The organism is Pseudomonas sp. Z1-29, from assembly GCF_051131995.1.
GTDB lineage: Bacteria > Pseudomonadota > Gammaproteobacteria > Pseudomonadales > Pseudomonadaceae > Aquipseudomonas.
The window spans coordinates 3,099,297-3,112,381 of record NZ_CP071645.1 but is presented as its reverse complement, the minus strand read 5'-3'; the positions used below and the strand labels follow the sequence as shown (position 1 = coordinate 3,112,381).

Below are 13,085 nucleotides of genomic sequence, written 5' to 3'. Positions count from 1 at the left end.
GGTTGATGAGCAAACCATTCAGAATCGCCGCGATTGCTGGCGACGGTATTGGTAAGGAAGTCTTGCCGGAGGGGCTGCGGGTATTGGAGCAGGCGGCGAAGAAATGGCAATTGAATCTGAGCATCGAAGTGCTCGACTGGGCCCACTGCGATTACTACCTGGAACACGGGCAGATGATGCCCGCCGACTGGTTCGAACAGCTCAAGGGCTTCGATGCGATCTACTTTGGCGCCGTGGGCTGGCCGGACAAGGTGCCGGATCACATTTCCCTGTGGGGTTCGCTGCTGAAGTTTCGCCGGGACTTCGATCAGTACGTGAACATCCGTCCGGTGCGGCTGTTTCCCGGCGTGCCGTGTCCGTTGGCCGGACGTGAAGCCGGGGACATCGACTTCGTGGTGATCCGCGAAAACACCGAGGGCGAGTACTCCTCGGTCGGCGGCAAGATGTTCGAAGGCACCGAGCACGAGTTCGTGCTGCAGGAGTCGGTATTCACCCGACGCGGTGTGGACCGGATTCTCAAGTTCGCCTTCGACCTGGCCCAGACCCGGCCGCGCAAACGCCTGACGGCGGCGACCAAGTCCAACGGCATTTCCATCAGCATGCCGTACTGGGACGAACGCACGGCGCTCATGGCGCAGCAGTACCCGGACGTCACCTGGGACAAGCAACACATCGATATCCTCTGTGCGCGCTTTGTGCTTCAGCCAGACCGTTTCGATGTGGTCGTGGCGTCGAATCTGTTCGGTGACATCCTGTCCGACCTCGGACCTGCCTGCGCCGGCACCATCGGCATCGCCCCTTCGGCCAACCTCGATCCACAGCGACGATTTCCCTCGTTGTTCGAACCGGTCCATGGCTCGGCGCCAGATATCTATGGACGGAACATCGCCAACCCGATTGCGATGATCTGGTCCGGTGCCTTGATGCTCGACTTCCTGGGTAATGGTGACGAGCGCTATCGCGCGGCCCATGACGGGATTCTCAGGGCCATCGAGCGGGTTATTGCACAGGGCCCGATTACGCCTGATCTTGGGGGACAGGCGTCGACTCAGGAGGTTGGTCTGGCTATTGCGGGGGCGCTTTGAACTGGGCGTTGCGCTCCGGTCCTGCCCCGACACAACTGTGGGAGCGAGCCTGCTCGCGATGGCGGTGTGTCAGCCAATGAAGATATTGGATGTGCTGGCCCTTTCGCGAGCAGGCTCGCTCCCACAGGGTTCTCGGTATGCCATGAAATCTGCGTCTGCTGGATGATCCAATGTGGGAGATTCTATGGTGCAGGGCTAGCCCCTAAATGCCTTTTGGTAAGTATTCGCTCTGGTTCTTCAACAGAGCGAATACCACTCGGGCAAGCTTGCGGGCCAGCGCTACCAATGCCTCGGTTGTGCTGAGCCCTCGGGACCTCAAACCCTCGTAAAATCCCTTCCACGCCGCTGTGCGACTCGCCGACATCGCGGCGTTGTGCATCAATCGGCGTGCCTCCGGATCACCTCGCTTAGACAGGCAGCGGCGTCCCTTCTTTTTTCCCGAGTCCGATATGCGCAGGTCCAGACCCAGAAAAGCGATGAAGGCATCGGCATTTCTGAAATCTCCACGCTGAAACGACGTAAGTAAACGGGCACCGCTTAACAGACCGATGCCTTCGACTTTCATGCAGCGCTTGAGCTGACTGCCCAAACCGGCTGCATCCAACTGCGTCTGGATTGTTTTCTCAAGCAAAATTTCGAGTCTTTGCATGGCCTTTATCTGGTTCTCGAAGGCCGTTTTGAGCAACGGTTCGTTCGACCAGCTTTGCTTGAGGCTGACACGCGCCTGAACCAAGGCTGCCCGTCGCCGGAAAAGGCTTATAAGCCTGCAATACAGGGGCGATGGCGGGGACCAAGGGTGCAACTGGTGGCCTTCGTTGTTCAAGTAGCGAGCCAACAACCGAGCATCCAGCGCATCGGTTTTAGCGCGCACTTTCACACCTTTGCGGTAATGACTGAGTTCGTAACCGCCGATCATATAAATCACACAGCCATGCGCATAAGCCAGATCGGCGAAGTCCTGGTGATAGATATTGGTGGCTTCGATGGCGACATCCACTGGCGCAGGTAATGCCTTGAGCCACTTCTTAATATCAGCTTTGGTGTTGGGGATCGTTTCGAGTCGATCGGATTGGGCGTGATAAATCACCAACTCATCTTTGGCGACATCCACACCTACGATCGGCTGGGCGGTGGCGACGGGCATTGCCATTGAAAATCCTCCGGGCTAAGGTTTGAACACTTGAAGGGTTCACCCAGAGGCGCAGGCTTGTTCCTATCGTCGGTCTAGGCCAGATGCATTCTTTATCGGCGCTTGGGTGAAAGGAGGAGGGGTGAAATCTCCCACGGTCTGTACTGCGGCTAACAGTCAGAATCGAGCCTAGTCCCTCCTCCTCCCTTCAAGTCCTACCATACAAGCGAGCCTGCTCGCGAAGGCGGTGTGTCAGCCAATGAAGATATTGGATGTGCTGGCCCTTTCGCGAGCAAGCTCGCTCCCACAGGGTTCCTCGGTGTGCCGTGAGACCTGCGTCTGCCGCTCTGATCCAATGTGGGAGCGAGCCTGCTCGCGAAGGCGGTGTATCAGCCGATGAAGATATTGAATGAACTGGCCCCTTCGCGAGCAAGCTCGCTCCCACAGGGTTCCTCGGTATGCCGTGAGACCTGCGTCTGCCGCTGATCCAATGTGGGAGCGAGCCTGCTCGCGAAGGCGGTGTGTCAGTCAATGAAGATTTTGAATGGACCGGCCCCTTCGCGAGCAGGCTCGCTCCCACAGGGATTTCATGTGTGCCGTGAACCTGCGTCTGTAGAAGACCCAATGTGGGAGCGAGCTTGCTCGCGATGGCGGTGTGTCAGCCGATGAAGATGTTGAATGAGCTGGCCTCTTCGAGCAGGCTCGCTCCCACAGGAGAAGCGCGGTTCACCAAAAAACAGGTCGGCTCGAAGGCCGCCTCGCGGCGGACGTTGATCTCGGCGCCCCATTAACCACGCTGGCCGAACGTAGGCATTGTGGAGTGGGCAACCCGGCATGGATGCCGGGTTAGCCGCGCTGGGCCATGGATGGCCCTTCGCGGCGGGCCCACGGAGCAATGCCGGAGTGCGGGCACACCGAGCCTAGGCGAGGTGCCGAGTGGTGGGGCAAAAGCGCTTTGGTTACTTTCGCGCTTTTCGAAAGTGACCCGCCGTAAGGGCGGAACCCTAAGCTGCCGTGACCGAAACAACGGATATTCACACCAAAAAAGCTCCGTCAGACATCACTTGCAAACATAAAACTTGCGCACATAGACGCTGCTCTTCCAGGCGCAAGGAGCCCCCTTGGGCACAAACACCGTATCGCCAGTATTCACCGCCAACCCCGGCCCATCGCCGAGCTGGAGAATGATGCTGCCCTCGATCAGGTGCATCAGTTCGTGCATCGTGTGCGGCCTTGCCCTGCGGTTATAGGGCGTCGAATCCCAGACGCCGATGCGCAGGTTTGTCGTGTCCTCGACGAACAAATTGTTCGAGCGACATTGTGGTGTCGGGCTCAGCAGGAATTCTTCACTCGGTGGCGTCGAGGGCGCGAGGAGGGTGTGCTTGGGGAGAGCGGTCACTCCGACGTTGCCCGCTTCAACAGGCTGGGTATCGGCGCAGAATGCCCAGAGCGAACCAGGTTGCGCCTCGATCCGAATCGATGTGCCGCGGGCAATTACCGCGCTGTCACCCGGACCAAGTTGCAGCGAGTGTTCCTCGCTTTGCAGAATGACCTGTCCGGCGTGGATCACGATCGTTTCACTGTAGGGATATGCATCGACGCTGAACTGTCCGCTCGCCTGGACGATACCGGCAGCAATGTCATGGGTCCCGAGATAGGCAATCTGCCTATCGAACGGATCGCTGGCTCCCAATGAGCCGCCGGTGAATACGGTTGACGCGGGAGTGCCGTTGGCGTGGGCCAACAGCACGGCAGTGGGCTCTAGCATGAGGGTGTTTCTCCGGGAAAGTAGAGGATGTAGCGGTGATGCAGGGGCGTCAGCCGATGGCCTGGGTCACCAGCGCAAACTGCTTTACGCCGCCCCTGGCCTGGGGCGGGGAACCACGGACCATCTGGGCGACGGTGTCGACCTGCTTCAGCCCGGCTTCTTCCAGCCAGGGGCCCAGGCCGCTGTCGGACGGTACATCCATGCGGACGAAAGCATCCGGCACGTGAGCCAACAGCACCGCGATCAAGTGCTTGGCCTGCTGTGGGTTTTCTGCAACGACCGGGCCGATGTAACGACCACGACCGAATGGACGCAGGATGGCGAATGCGCGCAGCTGACCATCGCGCTCGATACCAACCGCCTCTTCGACACAGTCGAACAAGTCACCGAGCACGGCGCGCCTGTCCAGGCCGCTGCCGGAATTGGCCAGTTCGATCTGGTCGGTTTGATCGGCCTTGGTCAGGCGGCGGCAATGCTCCCCGGATGGCAGGTCCTTGGGGGCGGGGGGCAATACGTTCCCCTGATGTTGTTGGATATGACCAAAGTCAACGAATCCCTGGCTGGCATAAAGAGGCGCGCCGGCCAGCGTCGCGTTGAGCATGGCGGTCTGCGTTCCACACGCTTGGAGTGCCAGTTCCATCAGTTTGCGACCGATGCCCTGGCCCTGGTATTCGTCACTGACGATCACCAGGCCGATCGTGGCGTAATCACCCTGCGGGCAGGTGAATGCGGTGCCGATCAGGCGGCCGTGGTCCTCGGCGACAAAACCCTGCGAGACGCGCTGCAGCATGGCCCAGTCCTCCAGGCGATGGGGCCACTTCAACTGCACGGACAAGGCATGGGCCGCTGCCACATCGGCAGCGGTCATGGGGCGATAGGCATACGTCGGGCGTTGCGAACTGGACATGAACATCTCCGTATTCAAGGGAGCGTGACCGGGCGGATTTTTCCGCCGAAAGGATTGATATCTCACCTGCCGCGAGACCTGACAAGAGGCGCAGATCGATTCGGTAGATTGCATCAGTTGCGGCTTCACGCACCGCAGTTATTGCTCAAATCGACAGCAGGCCCAGCAGCAAATATCAGCGGATTTTTCGCCGGTGCTTTTCGTAGCTGCGTGAGCAAGCACCGCTCAATAACATCGCTGGCGGTCAACCTGGCCGAGCATCGACTCACCGCGCTGATGCCGACGGATGTTGTCCAGTAACACGCCGAAGGCACTTTCGGGTTGAGTCATCGCCGCGATATGCGGCGTCAGCAGTATCTGCGGATGCTGCCAGAACGGGTGATCCGGCGCTGCCGGCTCCTGTTGCAGAACGTCGAGCACCGCCGCACTGAGTTGGCCGCTGGCCAGGGCCTCGAGCAGATCCTCTTCTATCAGGTGGCCACCGCGGCCCATGTTGACCAGGGCAGCACCCTCGGGCAGATGTCTGAATAACTGGCGGCTGAGAATCCCTTGGGTCTGCTCGGTCAATGGCAGGACGCAAATGACGATGTCGCATTGGCCGAGGAAGGCCGGGAGCTGTTCGTCACCGGCAAAGCAATTCACCCCGGCGATGTGATGCTCGCTGCGTGCCCAACCTGACAAGGCGAAGCCAAAGGTCTGCAAGGTGGCCAGAATCTGCCGGGCCTGCATACCGAGCCCCATGACCCCGACCCGACGCTGGGCCGCCGGTTGCAGCAAGTGCGCCTGCCAGCATCGGGCAATCTGTTGCTGGCGATAACGGAGCATATCCCGGTGCAGGCTGAGCACGGCGAAGCTGGCGTACTCGCACATGCCCCGGGTGATGCCTGGATCGAGGAGACGGACCACCGGCAGGGAGGTGGGCAAGCGATCAAGATCAAGCTGATCGACCCCGGCCGACAAAGCGAACAGCACTTGCAGGTTCGGCAAGAGTGTTTCGAGGTCATCCGGCGCCTGCCAGGCGGCGAGGAAGCGAATGTCCTTCGGGTCGCCGATGTCCGGCCAGGCGCGCCATTCGATGTCCGGAGCGTGCTCGGCGAATAGACGTTTCCATTGTTCACCGCGTACCGGGTCGGCTTTATACAACAGGGCCATGGGTCACTTCTCGTACAAGATAGGGAACATCCAGCATGCCCGAGTGGCAAAGCAGGATGTATCGAAACAGCCTGCGTAATCACCGGACACTGCTTTGTACAGGGCTTCTGCCGGCAGATTCCATGGGGCTGGAGTCGGCTGAAGGATTCTGCTGTTTGCCGGGGTGAAAACAGTCGATCCGAATTTCCCAGAGGCCAAGTTCGGCTTAGACAATTGTGTCGAACGCTTAACCTGTGGAACACATCGCAGCCGTTTCCCGGTTGCCTGGTTCACTGTGGGAGATGCCATGAACAGTAAAGTCGAAGAAACCCCGAGCCTGCTCCTTCAACGCGATCAATTCGTGCCACGAGGGTTGGTCACCGCGCATCCGCTGGTCATCGACCGGGCCCAGGGGGCAGAGGTGTGGGACGTGGACGGGGCGCGCTATCTGGACTTCGTCGGCGGCATCGGCGTGTTGAACATCGGTCATAATCACCCGAAGGTGATCGCGGCGGTGCAGGCTCAATTGCAGAAGGTCAGCCACGCGTGTTTCCAAGTGGTGGCCTACAAACCGTATATCGATCTGGTCAAGCGCCTGTGTGCCTTGGTGGGTGGGCAGCAAGCCTGCAAGGCGGCGCTGTTCACTTCCGGCGCGGAAGCGGTGGAGAACGCGGTGAAGATCGCCCGCGCGCATACCAATCGTCCCGCCGTCATTGCCTTCCGGGGCGGTTTCCATGGGCGTACCTTACTGGGTACGACGCTGACGGGCATGAGCCAGCCCTACAAGCAGAACTTCGGACCTCTGGCGCCGGAGGTCTTCCATACGCCATACCCGAATGCCTATCGCGGTTTCAGCAGTGAGATGGCGTTGCAGGCACTCAACGAATTGCTGGCGACCCAAGTCGCTCCGGATCGGGTCGCGGCGATTATCATCGAGCCGGTGCAGGGCGATGGAGGCTTCCTCAGCGCTCCACCAGAATTTCTCCAGGCGCTGCGAGCCTTGACCGAACAGCACGGCATCGTGCTCATCCTCGACGAAATCCAGACCGGCTTCGGTCGTACCGGCAAATGGTTCGGTTTCCAGCACGCCGGCATCCAGCCGGACCTGGTCACCGTCGCCAAGAGCCTGGCCGGTGGTTTGCCCATCTCGGCTGTGGTGGGGCGCGCGCACATCATGGACGCGCCACTGCCCGGCGGCCTTGGCGGCACCTACGGCGGAAACGCCTTGGCGTGTGCCGCGGCATTGGCGGTGATCGAGGCTTATGAGCAGGAGCATCTGCTCGAGCGTGGCCTGGTCCTGGGGGAGCGGCTGCGTCAGGGCCTGCTGCGCTTGCAGGCCCGCCACCCGCGCATCGGTGATGTGCGCGGCACCGGCTTCATGCTGGCAATCGAATTGATCAAGGATGATCAGGCCCGCAGCCCGGATGCCGAGCTCACCCAGCGCCTGATCGATCAGGCAAGGATTGGCGGGCTGTTGGTGATCAAATGCGGGGTGTACCGAAATGTCCTGCGCTTCCTCGCTCCCCTGGTCACCGAAGAAAGTCAGATCGACGAAGCACTGGCCATTCTTGAAGCCGCATTGCAGCGGGTAATGGATTAGTCTCAGGTCTCGGTCGGCAAGTTGACGATTTTGTCGACCGAGGCAGCCAGGTAGAAGGATTGATAAACGCACCATGGGAGGCGACACATGCACCTGACTGATTATCGTGCGCTGCTGATCGATTGCGACGAAGTCCTGGTCGATCGGGATTCCGGTGTCTGGACGGCCCTGCAACCGTTGCTCGAAAACCGTCCGGGCATGCCGGGCAAGGAACAGGTATTGGCGGAATTCGACGAGGCGGTACGCGGGCTCTATCCACGTTTTTCCGATCTCGGCTTCAGCGGTTTGTTGTGTTTTGCCCATCGCCAGTTGGCGGAGCGCCTGGGGCTCAAGATCAGTTGGGAGGAGGGCATGAGCTTTGCCCGTTCGGCTTGCAACTGGTCGTTGTTCGAAGATGCGCCAGGTGCCATGTTGTATCTGCGCAAATTCTACCGGTTATTGGTTTACTGCGATCGTGATGCCGAGGATCGCGACCAGCTCTGCGAGCGCTTGGGAATTCCACCCGAGGACCTGCATTCGCGAGCCAACAATCCACTGGAGGATGAGGCATGGTTGCTGCAGAACCAACTCGAGCCTGGAACGATCATGCAAGTGTCCAGACCGCCCGCACAACCGCCAAAATCGGCCGGCTTGTGCCTGATTCGCCGTGGCCATGAGGCTGAAAATCAAGAATATTCCGCCGATTTCTACATCACCAGCATGGCCGACCTCGTCGCTCAGCATCAGCTATCTTTGCGCCGTTGAATTTGCTAAAACCACTGTCAGCCTGAAGACGACCGAGGGGTACCCGATGGAAGGTTTAATAAAACTAGACCGAATAGATATCAGTATCCTTGTTGAACTTCAAAAGGACGGTCGGATGACCAATGTCAGCCTCGCCGATGCCGTGGGACTGTCGTCCAGCCCTTGTCTGCAGCGGGTCAAGCGCCTCGAATCAGCCGGCTATATCTCCGGGTACAGGGCGCATCTGAACCTCGCAAAGATCACCGACTCGGTCACGGTATTTACCGAAATCACCCTCAGCGACCATAAACGGGAAGACTTCGCCAAGTTTGAATCGAATATTCGTCTGGTCGACGAAGTACTTGAGTGCCACTTGATCAGCGGCGGTTACGATTATCTGGTGCGCTTCATGACGTGCAGCATCCAGCATTATCAGGAAGTGGTCGAAGGGTTGCTGGACAAGAACATCGGTATCTCCAAATACTTCAGTTACATCGTCATCAAATCGCCGGTGCTCAAGGATGGAGTGCCGTTGCGCCGACTACTGCGCCATTAAGCCCACCGCTGACCCCGTGGGAGCGGCCTGCTCGCGAAGAGGCCGGTTCATTCAACGATTTCATAACCGTGATAACCCTATCGCGAGCAGGCTCGCTCCCACACTGGATTTTCTGCAAAATCAGATAGTCTGCCCGCCGGAAACTTCGATGCGCTGCCCGGTAACCCAGCGGTTGTCCTCCGCCAACAGGCTCGCAACCATTGGTCCGATGTCGTCCGGGACGCCCACCCGGCCAAGGGCAGTCATGCCAGCAAATTGCGCATTCAGATCCGGCATGTCGCGCACTGCGCCGCCCAGGAAGTCCGTGGCAATCGCGCCAGGGGCCACCGTATTTACCGTGACTCCACGGCCGCCCAGCTCTTTGGCCATATAGACCGTGAGGATTTCGATCGCGCCTTTAGCGGCGGCATACGCCGAGAAACCGGGAAAGGAAACACGCGTCAGCCCGGATGAATAGTTGACGATGCGACCGCCATCGATGATCAGTGGCAAGAGCGCCTGCGTCAGGAAAAAAACACCTTTGACATGCACATTGAACAGCTCATCGAACTGCTCTTCGGTGGTTTCGGCAAACGCCGCCATCGCGCCGTGACCCGCGTTGTTGAGGAGGAAGTCGAAGTCGGCTCGACCCCAGCCTTGCTGGAGGGCGCCGGAAAGCGTAGCGACGAATGTGCCGAAGCTGGAGACGTCACTCACATCGAGTTTCAACGCAACGGCTTTGCGCCCGAGCCGTTCGATTTCGCCGACCACGTCCCGGGCTTGGGCCTCGCCGTTGCGATAGGTGAGGATGACGTCGTTGCCCTTTTCAGCGATGGCAATAGCGGCATTGCGGCCCAGGCCACGGTTGGCGCCGGTAATGAGTGCGATCTTGTTCATTGGAAAGGCCTCTAGTGTGAGTTGGAATAACCAGCGATTTTTGCGGGCGGCTTTTTTGTCCATAGCCGACGAGCATGGCAAGGCGCAGCGATGAGCTTGCCCGGCGTTACCAGATTCTGTTATCTGTCGGGCAGACTGTAGGCAAAGCCCAAATACTTTAAAAAGACTTTGTCTGCTCATACCCATACCTTAGAGGTATCGCTCGATGGAGCTGCGTCACCTTCGTTACTTCGTTGCCGTTGCCGAAGAGGGCAACCTGACCTCTGCCGCGACCAAACGTCTTCATACCGCGCAACCATCCCTTAGCCGCCAGCTGCGCGATCTGGAGTTGGAGGTTGGCGCGCAGCTGTTTGTCCGCAAGGCCAGGGGCATCGAACTGACGCCGGCCGGAATAGCGTTCCTGGATCAGGCCAGGCTTGCGCTCAGTCATGCCGAAGAAGCCGTGGCGGCGGCTCGGCGAGCGGCAAGGCCGGCGAAGAAGGTGTTCTCGGTGGGCTTTCTGACAGGGCAGGAGGTGGACTGGCTGCCCAGCGTGACGCGTTTGCTTCGGCATGAGCTGCCCAACATCGAATTCAAGGTCATCAGCTTGCAGTCGCCTTCGCTGGCCGATGCTATCCAACGCGGCGACGTCGACCTTGGCTTTCTGCGCGTGGAGCCGCGGCCGGATGTCAGTTATGAGGTTGTCGCGAAAGAGCCATTGCTGGTCATCATGCCGAACGACCATCGCCTGGCCTCGGTGGGCGATGTCGATCCTGCCGAGTTGGCGAGCGAGACGTTCATCGGCTGTTCGGAGATTCCCCATGTACTACGCGATGTCATCGCGCAGTATTTCGCCAGTTGCAACGTGCAGGTCAACGCCTCCTACTGGCTGGACGACTACGGCACCGGGATCTCTCTGATCAGCTCCACGCGGGGCGTTGCCATCCTGCCAGCCTACGTGGAGCCGCTGCTGCCTTGGACGATCGTCAGCAGGCCGCTCAAGGGAACACGACCTACCATTGATCTGGCGGTGGGTTATCGGACCGACAATCCGTCACCTATCCTGAAAATGTTCCTTGAGAACATCGATCAGATAAAAGACGCAGGGCCGCTGGGCAATCGGCGCAGGACGGACAACTAGCGGCGAAGCCCGGAGTGCCCAGGTGCTTACGGTTGAAGAGAGGGGATCATGCAAGACATCTACCACCTGTCCCGCTTTGTCGAGGCCCAGAACCCGGTGTTCGATCGAGTCATGGACGAGTTACACGCAGGCCGCAAGACGAGCCACTGGATGTGGTTCATCTTTCCCCAGTTGCAAGGCCTCGGGCGTTCCGAAATGGCCGCGCGCTTCGCCATCTCCGGCATTGCCGAGGCCCGTGCGTATCTCCAACACGACGTGCTCGGCCCGCGACTGGAGGGTTGCGTGGAAACAGTTCTGCTGCATCACGGGAAGAGTGCCGGGCAGATCTTTGGCTCGCCCGACGACCTCAAGTTTCGTTCCTGTCTGACGTTGTTCAGGAGCGTCCAACCGGGATCGTCCCTGTTCCAACAGGCGCTTGACCGGTTTTATTCGGGCGAGCCGGATCGCAAGACACTGCTGCTGCTTGAGCAACCGAGGTGACGTGGCGAGCCGACCTGCAGCGGGTTGGCCAGCCATTTTCACTTGCCGATTTCCTGCTCCGCCAGAATCGAGGCGGTGAGGGGGCTTCGGGCCTTGGCAAACCACCACCACGCCGCGGCTCCCAGGAGCGTGGCCAGCACGGCCAGGATCAGGATTACCGGTTGCGTGCCCAAGGGCGCCGCCAGCACCGCTACCAACAAGCCGGCCAACGGCTGCGAAAGGTTGTTGAGCAAAGTGATCACGCCCACCGTCTTGCCGAAATCCTTGGGCGGAATCACCTGTTGCCGGATCGTGCGCATGTAGACGTTGAACATCTTGTCGAAGCCGACGATCAACAGGAAGCCCACGACGTAGCCGACCAGGTTCGGGCTCAGGGCACTGATGAAGCCTCCCGCGGCGATCATCGAATAGCCGACGCCTCCCGAGACGCGCAGAGGCAGGGCGACCCGGGCGAGAAAGAACAGGATCACGATCGTTGTCACCGCGCCAGCCGCTTGCAGGCCCGCATAGTCGTCCTTGCCGGCGCTGTACTCGCCAAGCACCATCGCCGCCGAGGTGGCCAACGTGACACCCACGACCAGGTTGACGCCTACCGCCAGGGTGATGATTTTCTTCAGCTCCGCCAGGTTACGGATATGCCCGAAGGCAATCCGCAGCGGCTGCAACCAGATGTCCTGATGCTGCTCGAAAACCTCAAGCGTGATACGGCTGAGGCGTTGCCAGACCAGCATGCTCAGATCGGCCAGCAGGAACAACCCGGCGATCCACAGCACCACCCAATGCCAGGCCCACACTTCCAGCATCAGGGCCGCCACCAATGGCCCGAGCACCAGCCCGGTCTGGTCGGCGATCTGCGAGTAAGACAAGGTCTTGGTGTAGCTGTAGTGCTGGAAGATGTGCGGCATCAGCACTTCGCGCGCCATGATGCCTTGCGTCGTCAGTACCCCGCACACCGCTGACAGCACGACGACCCAGGCGATGCCACCAAAGACCCCATGCAGCGCCATCGCCAGGACACACAGCAGTGCCCGGTAGACCTGGCTGATGTGCAGAATTTTGATGGGCGAGTACTTGTCGCACAGGGCGCCACACAACGGAAACGCCAGGAATCGCGGCAGCGACTCGACGAAAAACGCCAGCCCGGCCCAGGATGCGCTGTTGGTCGTCTGGAACACTACCAGCGGTACGATGAACAGCAGGATCTGATCCGCCAGCCGCGACAGAAACAACGAAATGAAAAAAGCGAGGTAATCCTTACGCATGGAAACCTCCTGCGGATAAGCGACGGGGCGTGGCGGCGAAGAAAATCATCAGTAGGCCGACCCTGAACTGTCGTTGAGATTGTGTCGTTCGTCACCGCGCAGTGGCGGATTGAAGACGCTGACCAGGATCAGGTCCTGGTCCTTGCCTCCGCGCAGGAAATGCCGGTCATGCTGATCGAGCACGTAGACATCGCCAGGCCGGATCGCAAAGACATTGCCGTGCATGTCTTCGACTTCACCTTCTCCGGCAATGCAATAACAGGCCTCCAGGTGATTGCGGTATTGCAACAGCGACTCTGTACCCGCACGCACGACGGTATGGCACAGCGTAAAGCCCATGGCGTCACGTTCAGTGAGCAAGCGATGACTCGTGCCGGCGCCCCACTCGACGAAATAAGGGGTTTGCTCTACCTCGGATATGTTGCGAATGAACATGGGGGACCTCTTT

Annotated in this window: 13 protein-coding genes; 6 read left to right on the top strand and 7 right to left on the bottom strand. The window is 59.6% G+C overall.

Going from position 1 to position 13,085, the window contains the following annotated elements:
• Positions 1 to 5 precede the first annotated feature (5 nt).
• Positions 6 to 1,085: a tartrate dehydrogenase gene (locus J3P84_RS14160; RefSeq protein WP_434623737.1), complete on the top strand. Its 1,080-nt coding sequence runs from the start codon at positions 6 to 8 to the stop codon at positions 1,083 to 1,085.
• A 202-nt stretch (positions 1,086 to 1,287) separates the two neighbouring features.
• Here the strand turns inward: J3P84_RS14160 and J3P84_RS14155 are convergent, their stop codons facing one another.
• From J3P84_RS14155 to J3P84_RS14140, 4 genes are all read right to left on the bottom strand, one after another.
• Positions 1,288 to 2,235 (bottom strand): IS110 family transposase, encoded by a 948-nt coding sequence (locus tag J3P84_RS14155; protein ID WP_434623735.1) that lies wholly within the window; start codon positions 2,233 to 2,235, stop codon positions 1,288 to 1,290.
• A 1,039-nt stretch (positions 2,236 to 3,274) separates the two neighbouring features.
• Positions 3,275 to 3,982 carry a cupin domain-containing protein gene (locus J3P84_RS14150; protein WP_434623733.1) on the bottom strand — a complete coding sequence of 236 codons (708 nt, stop codon included), beginning with the start codon at positions 3,980 to 3,982 and terminating at the stop codon, positions 3,275 to 3,277.
• Between the two features lie 49 nt (positions 3,983 to 4,031).
• Positions 4,032 to 4,889 carry a GNAT family N-acetyltransferase gene (locus J3P84_RS14145; protein WP_434623731.1) on the bottom strand — a complete coding sequence of 286 codons (858 nt, stop codon included), beginning with the start codon at positions 4,887 to 4,889 and terminating at the stop codon, positions 4,032 to 4,034.
• Positions 4,890 to 5,114: 225 nt separating this feature from the next.
• Positions 5,115 to 6,041, bottom strand: a complete 927-nt coding sequence (locus J3P84_RS14140; RefSeq protein WP_434623729.1) for a 2-hydroxyacid dehydrogenase — start codon at positions 6,039 to 6,041, stop codon at positions 5,115 to 5,117.
• 286 nt (positions 6,042 to 6,327) lie between these two features.
• Between J3P84_RS14140 and gabT the strand changes: the two genes are divergently transcribed.
• The 3 genes from gabT to J3P84_RS14125 all read left to right on the top strand — a co-directional run bounded on the left by gabT (position 6,328) and on the right by J3P84_RS14125 (position 8,899).
• Positions 6,328 to 7,620, top strand: a complete 1,293-nt coding sequence (gene gabT / locus J3P84_RS14135) for a 4-aminobutyrate--2-oxoglutarate transaminase (protein WP_434623727.1) — start codon at positions 6,328 to 6,330, stop codon at positions 7,618 to 7,620.
• Between the two features lie 87 nt (positions 7,621 to 7,707).
• On the top strand, positions 7,708 to 8,364 hold the full coding sequence (locus J3P84_RS14130) for a 2-haloalkanoic acid dehalogenase (protein WP_434623725.1): 657 nt from the start codon (positions 7,708 to 7,710) through the stop codon (positions 8,362 to 8,364).
• Positions 8,365 to 8,410: 46 nt separating this feature from the next.
• The gene (locus J3P84_RS14125; protein WP_434623723.1) at positions 8,411 to 8,899 is read left to right on the top strand and encodes an Lrp/AsnC family transcriptional regulator; all 489 of its coding nucleotides are present in this window, start codon (positions 8,411 to 8,413) and stop codon (positions 8,897 to 8,899) included.
• Positions 8,900 to 9,019: 120 nt separating this feature from the next.
• On the opposite strand, the gene J3P84_RS14120 is transcribed toward J3P84_RS14125, so the two are convergent.
• A complete protein-coding gene (locus J3P84_RS14120; RefSeq protein WP_434631317.1) occupies positions 9,020 to 9,775 on the bottom strand; it encodes an SDR family NAD(P)-dependent oxidoreductase in 756 nt (251 codons plus the stop codon).
• Positions 9,776 to 9,980: 205 nt separating this feature from the next.
• On the opposite strand from J3P84_RS14120, the gene J3P84_RS14115 reads away from it, so the two are divergent.
• Together J3P84_RS14115 and J3P84_RS14110 are read left to right on the top strand one after the other, a co-directional pair.
• Positions 9,981 to 10,895: a LysR family transcriptional regulator gene (locus tag J3P84_RS14115; RefSeq protein WP_434623721.1), complete on the top strand. Its 915-nt coding sequence runs from the start codon at positions 9,981 to 9,983 to the stop codon at positions 10,893 to 10,895.
• 48 nt (positions 10,896 to 10,943) lie between these two features.
• Positions 10,944 to 11,375, top strand: a complete 432-nt coding sequence (locus J3P84_RS14110; RefSeq protein ID WP_434623719.1) for a DUF1810 domain-containing protein — start codon at positions 10,944 to 10,946, stop codon at positions 11,373 to 11,375.
• 38 nt (positions 11,376 to 11,413) lie between these two features.
• Here J3P84_RS14110 and J3P84_RS14105 read toward each other — a convergent pair whose 3' ends face one another.
• Both J3P84_RS14105 and J3P84_RS14100 read right to left on the bottom strand, forming a co-directional pair.
• The gene (locus tag J3P84_RS14105) at positions 11,414 to 12,637 is read right to left on the bottom strand and encodes an MFS transporter (RefSeq protein WP_434623717.1); all 1,224 of its coding nucleotides are present in this window, start codon (positions 12,635 to 12,637) and stop codon (positions 11,414 to 11,416) included.
• Between the two features lie 48 nt (positions 12,638 to 12,685).
• On the bottom strand, positions 12,686 to 13,072 hold the full coding sequence (locus J3P84_RS14100) for an ectoine synthase (RefSeq protein ID WP_434623714.1): 387 nt from the start codon (positions 13,070 to 13,072) through the stop codon (positions 12,686 to 12,688).
• Positions 13,073 to 13,085 lie beyond the last annotated feature (13 nt).

What these genes read in the sequence shown, in the direction of transcription:
- J3P84_RS14125 (WP_434623723.1), top strand. Translation starts at nt 8,411, where the DNA reads ATGGAAGGTTTAATAAAACTAGACCGAATAGATATCAGTATCCTTGTT.
- J3P84_RS14105 (WP_434623717.1), bottom strand. Translation starts at nt 12,637, where the DNA reads ATGCGTAAGGATTACCTCGCTTTTTTCATTTCGTTGTTTCTGTCGCGG.
- J3P84_RS14120 (WP_434631317.1), bottom strand. Translation starts at nt 9,775, where the DNA reads ATGAACAAGATCGCACTCATTACCGGCGCCAACCGTGGCCTGGGCCGC.
- J3P84_RS14145 (WP_434623731.1), bottom strand. Translation starts at nt 4,889, where the DNA reads ATGTCCAGTTCGCAACGCCCGACGTATGCCTATCGCCCCATGACCGCT.
- J3P84_RS14130 (WP_434623725.1), top strand. Translation starts at nt 7,708, where the DNA reads ATGCACCTGACTGATTATCGTGCGCTGCTGATCGATTGCGACGAAGTC.
- J3P84_RS14140 (WP_434623729.1), bottom strand. Translation starts at nt 6,041, where the DNA reads ATGGCCCTGTTGTATAAAGCCGACCCGGTACGCGGTGAACAATGGAAA.
- gabT (WP_434623727.1), top strand. Translation starts at nt 6,328, where the DNA reads ATGAACAGTAAAGTCGAAGAAACCCCGAGCCTGCTCCTTCAACGCGAT.
- J3P84_RS14150 (WP_434623733.1), bottom strand. Translation starts at nt 3,982, where the DNA reads ATGCTAGAGCCCACTGCCGTGCTGTTGGCCCACGCCAACGGCACTCCC.
- J3P84_RS14155 (WP_434623735.1), bottom strand. Translation starts at nt 2,235, where the DNA reads ATGGCAATGCCCGTCGCCACCGCCCAGCCGATCGTAGGTGTGGATGTC.
- J3P84_RS14110 (WP_434623719.1), top strand. Translation starts at nt 10,944, where the DNA reads ATGCAAGACATCTACCACCTGTCCCGCTTTGTCGAGGCCCAGAACCCG.
- J3P84_RS14115 (WP_434623721.1), top strand. Translation starts at nt 9,981, where the DNA reads ATGGAGCTGCGTCACCTTCGTTACTTCGTTGCCGTTGCCGAAGAGGGC.
- J3P84_RS14100 (WP_434623714.1), bottom strand. Translation starts at nt 13,072, where the DNA reads ATGTTCATTCGCAACATATCCGAGGTAGAGCAAACCCCTTATTTCGTC.
- J3P84_RS14160 (WP_434623737.1), top strand. Translation starts at nt 6, where the DNA reads ATGAGCAAACCATTCAGAATCGCCGCGATTGCTGGCGACGGTATTGGT.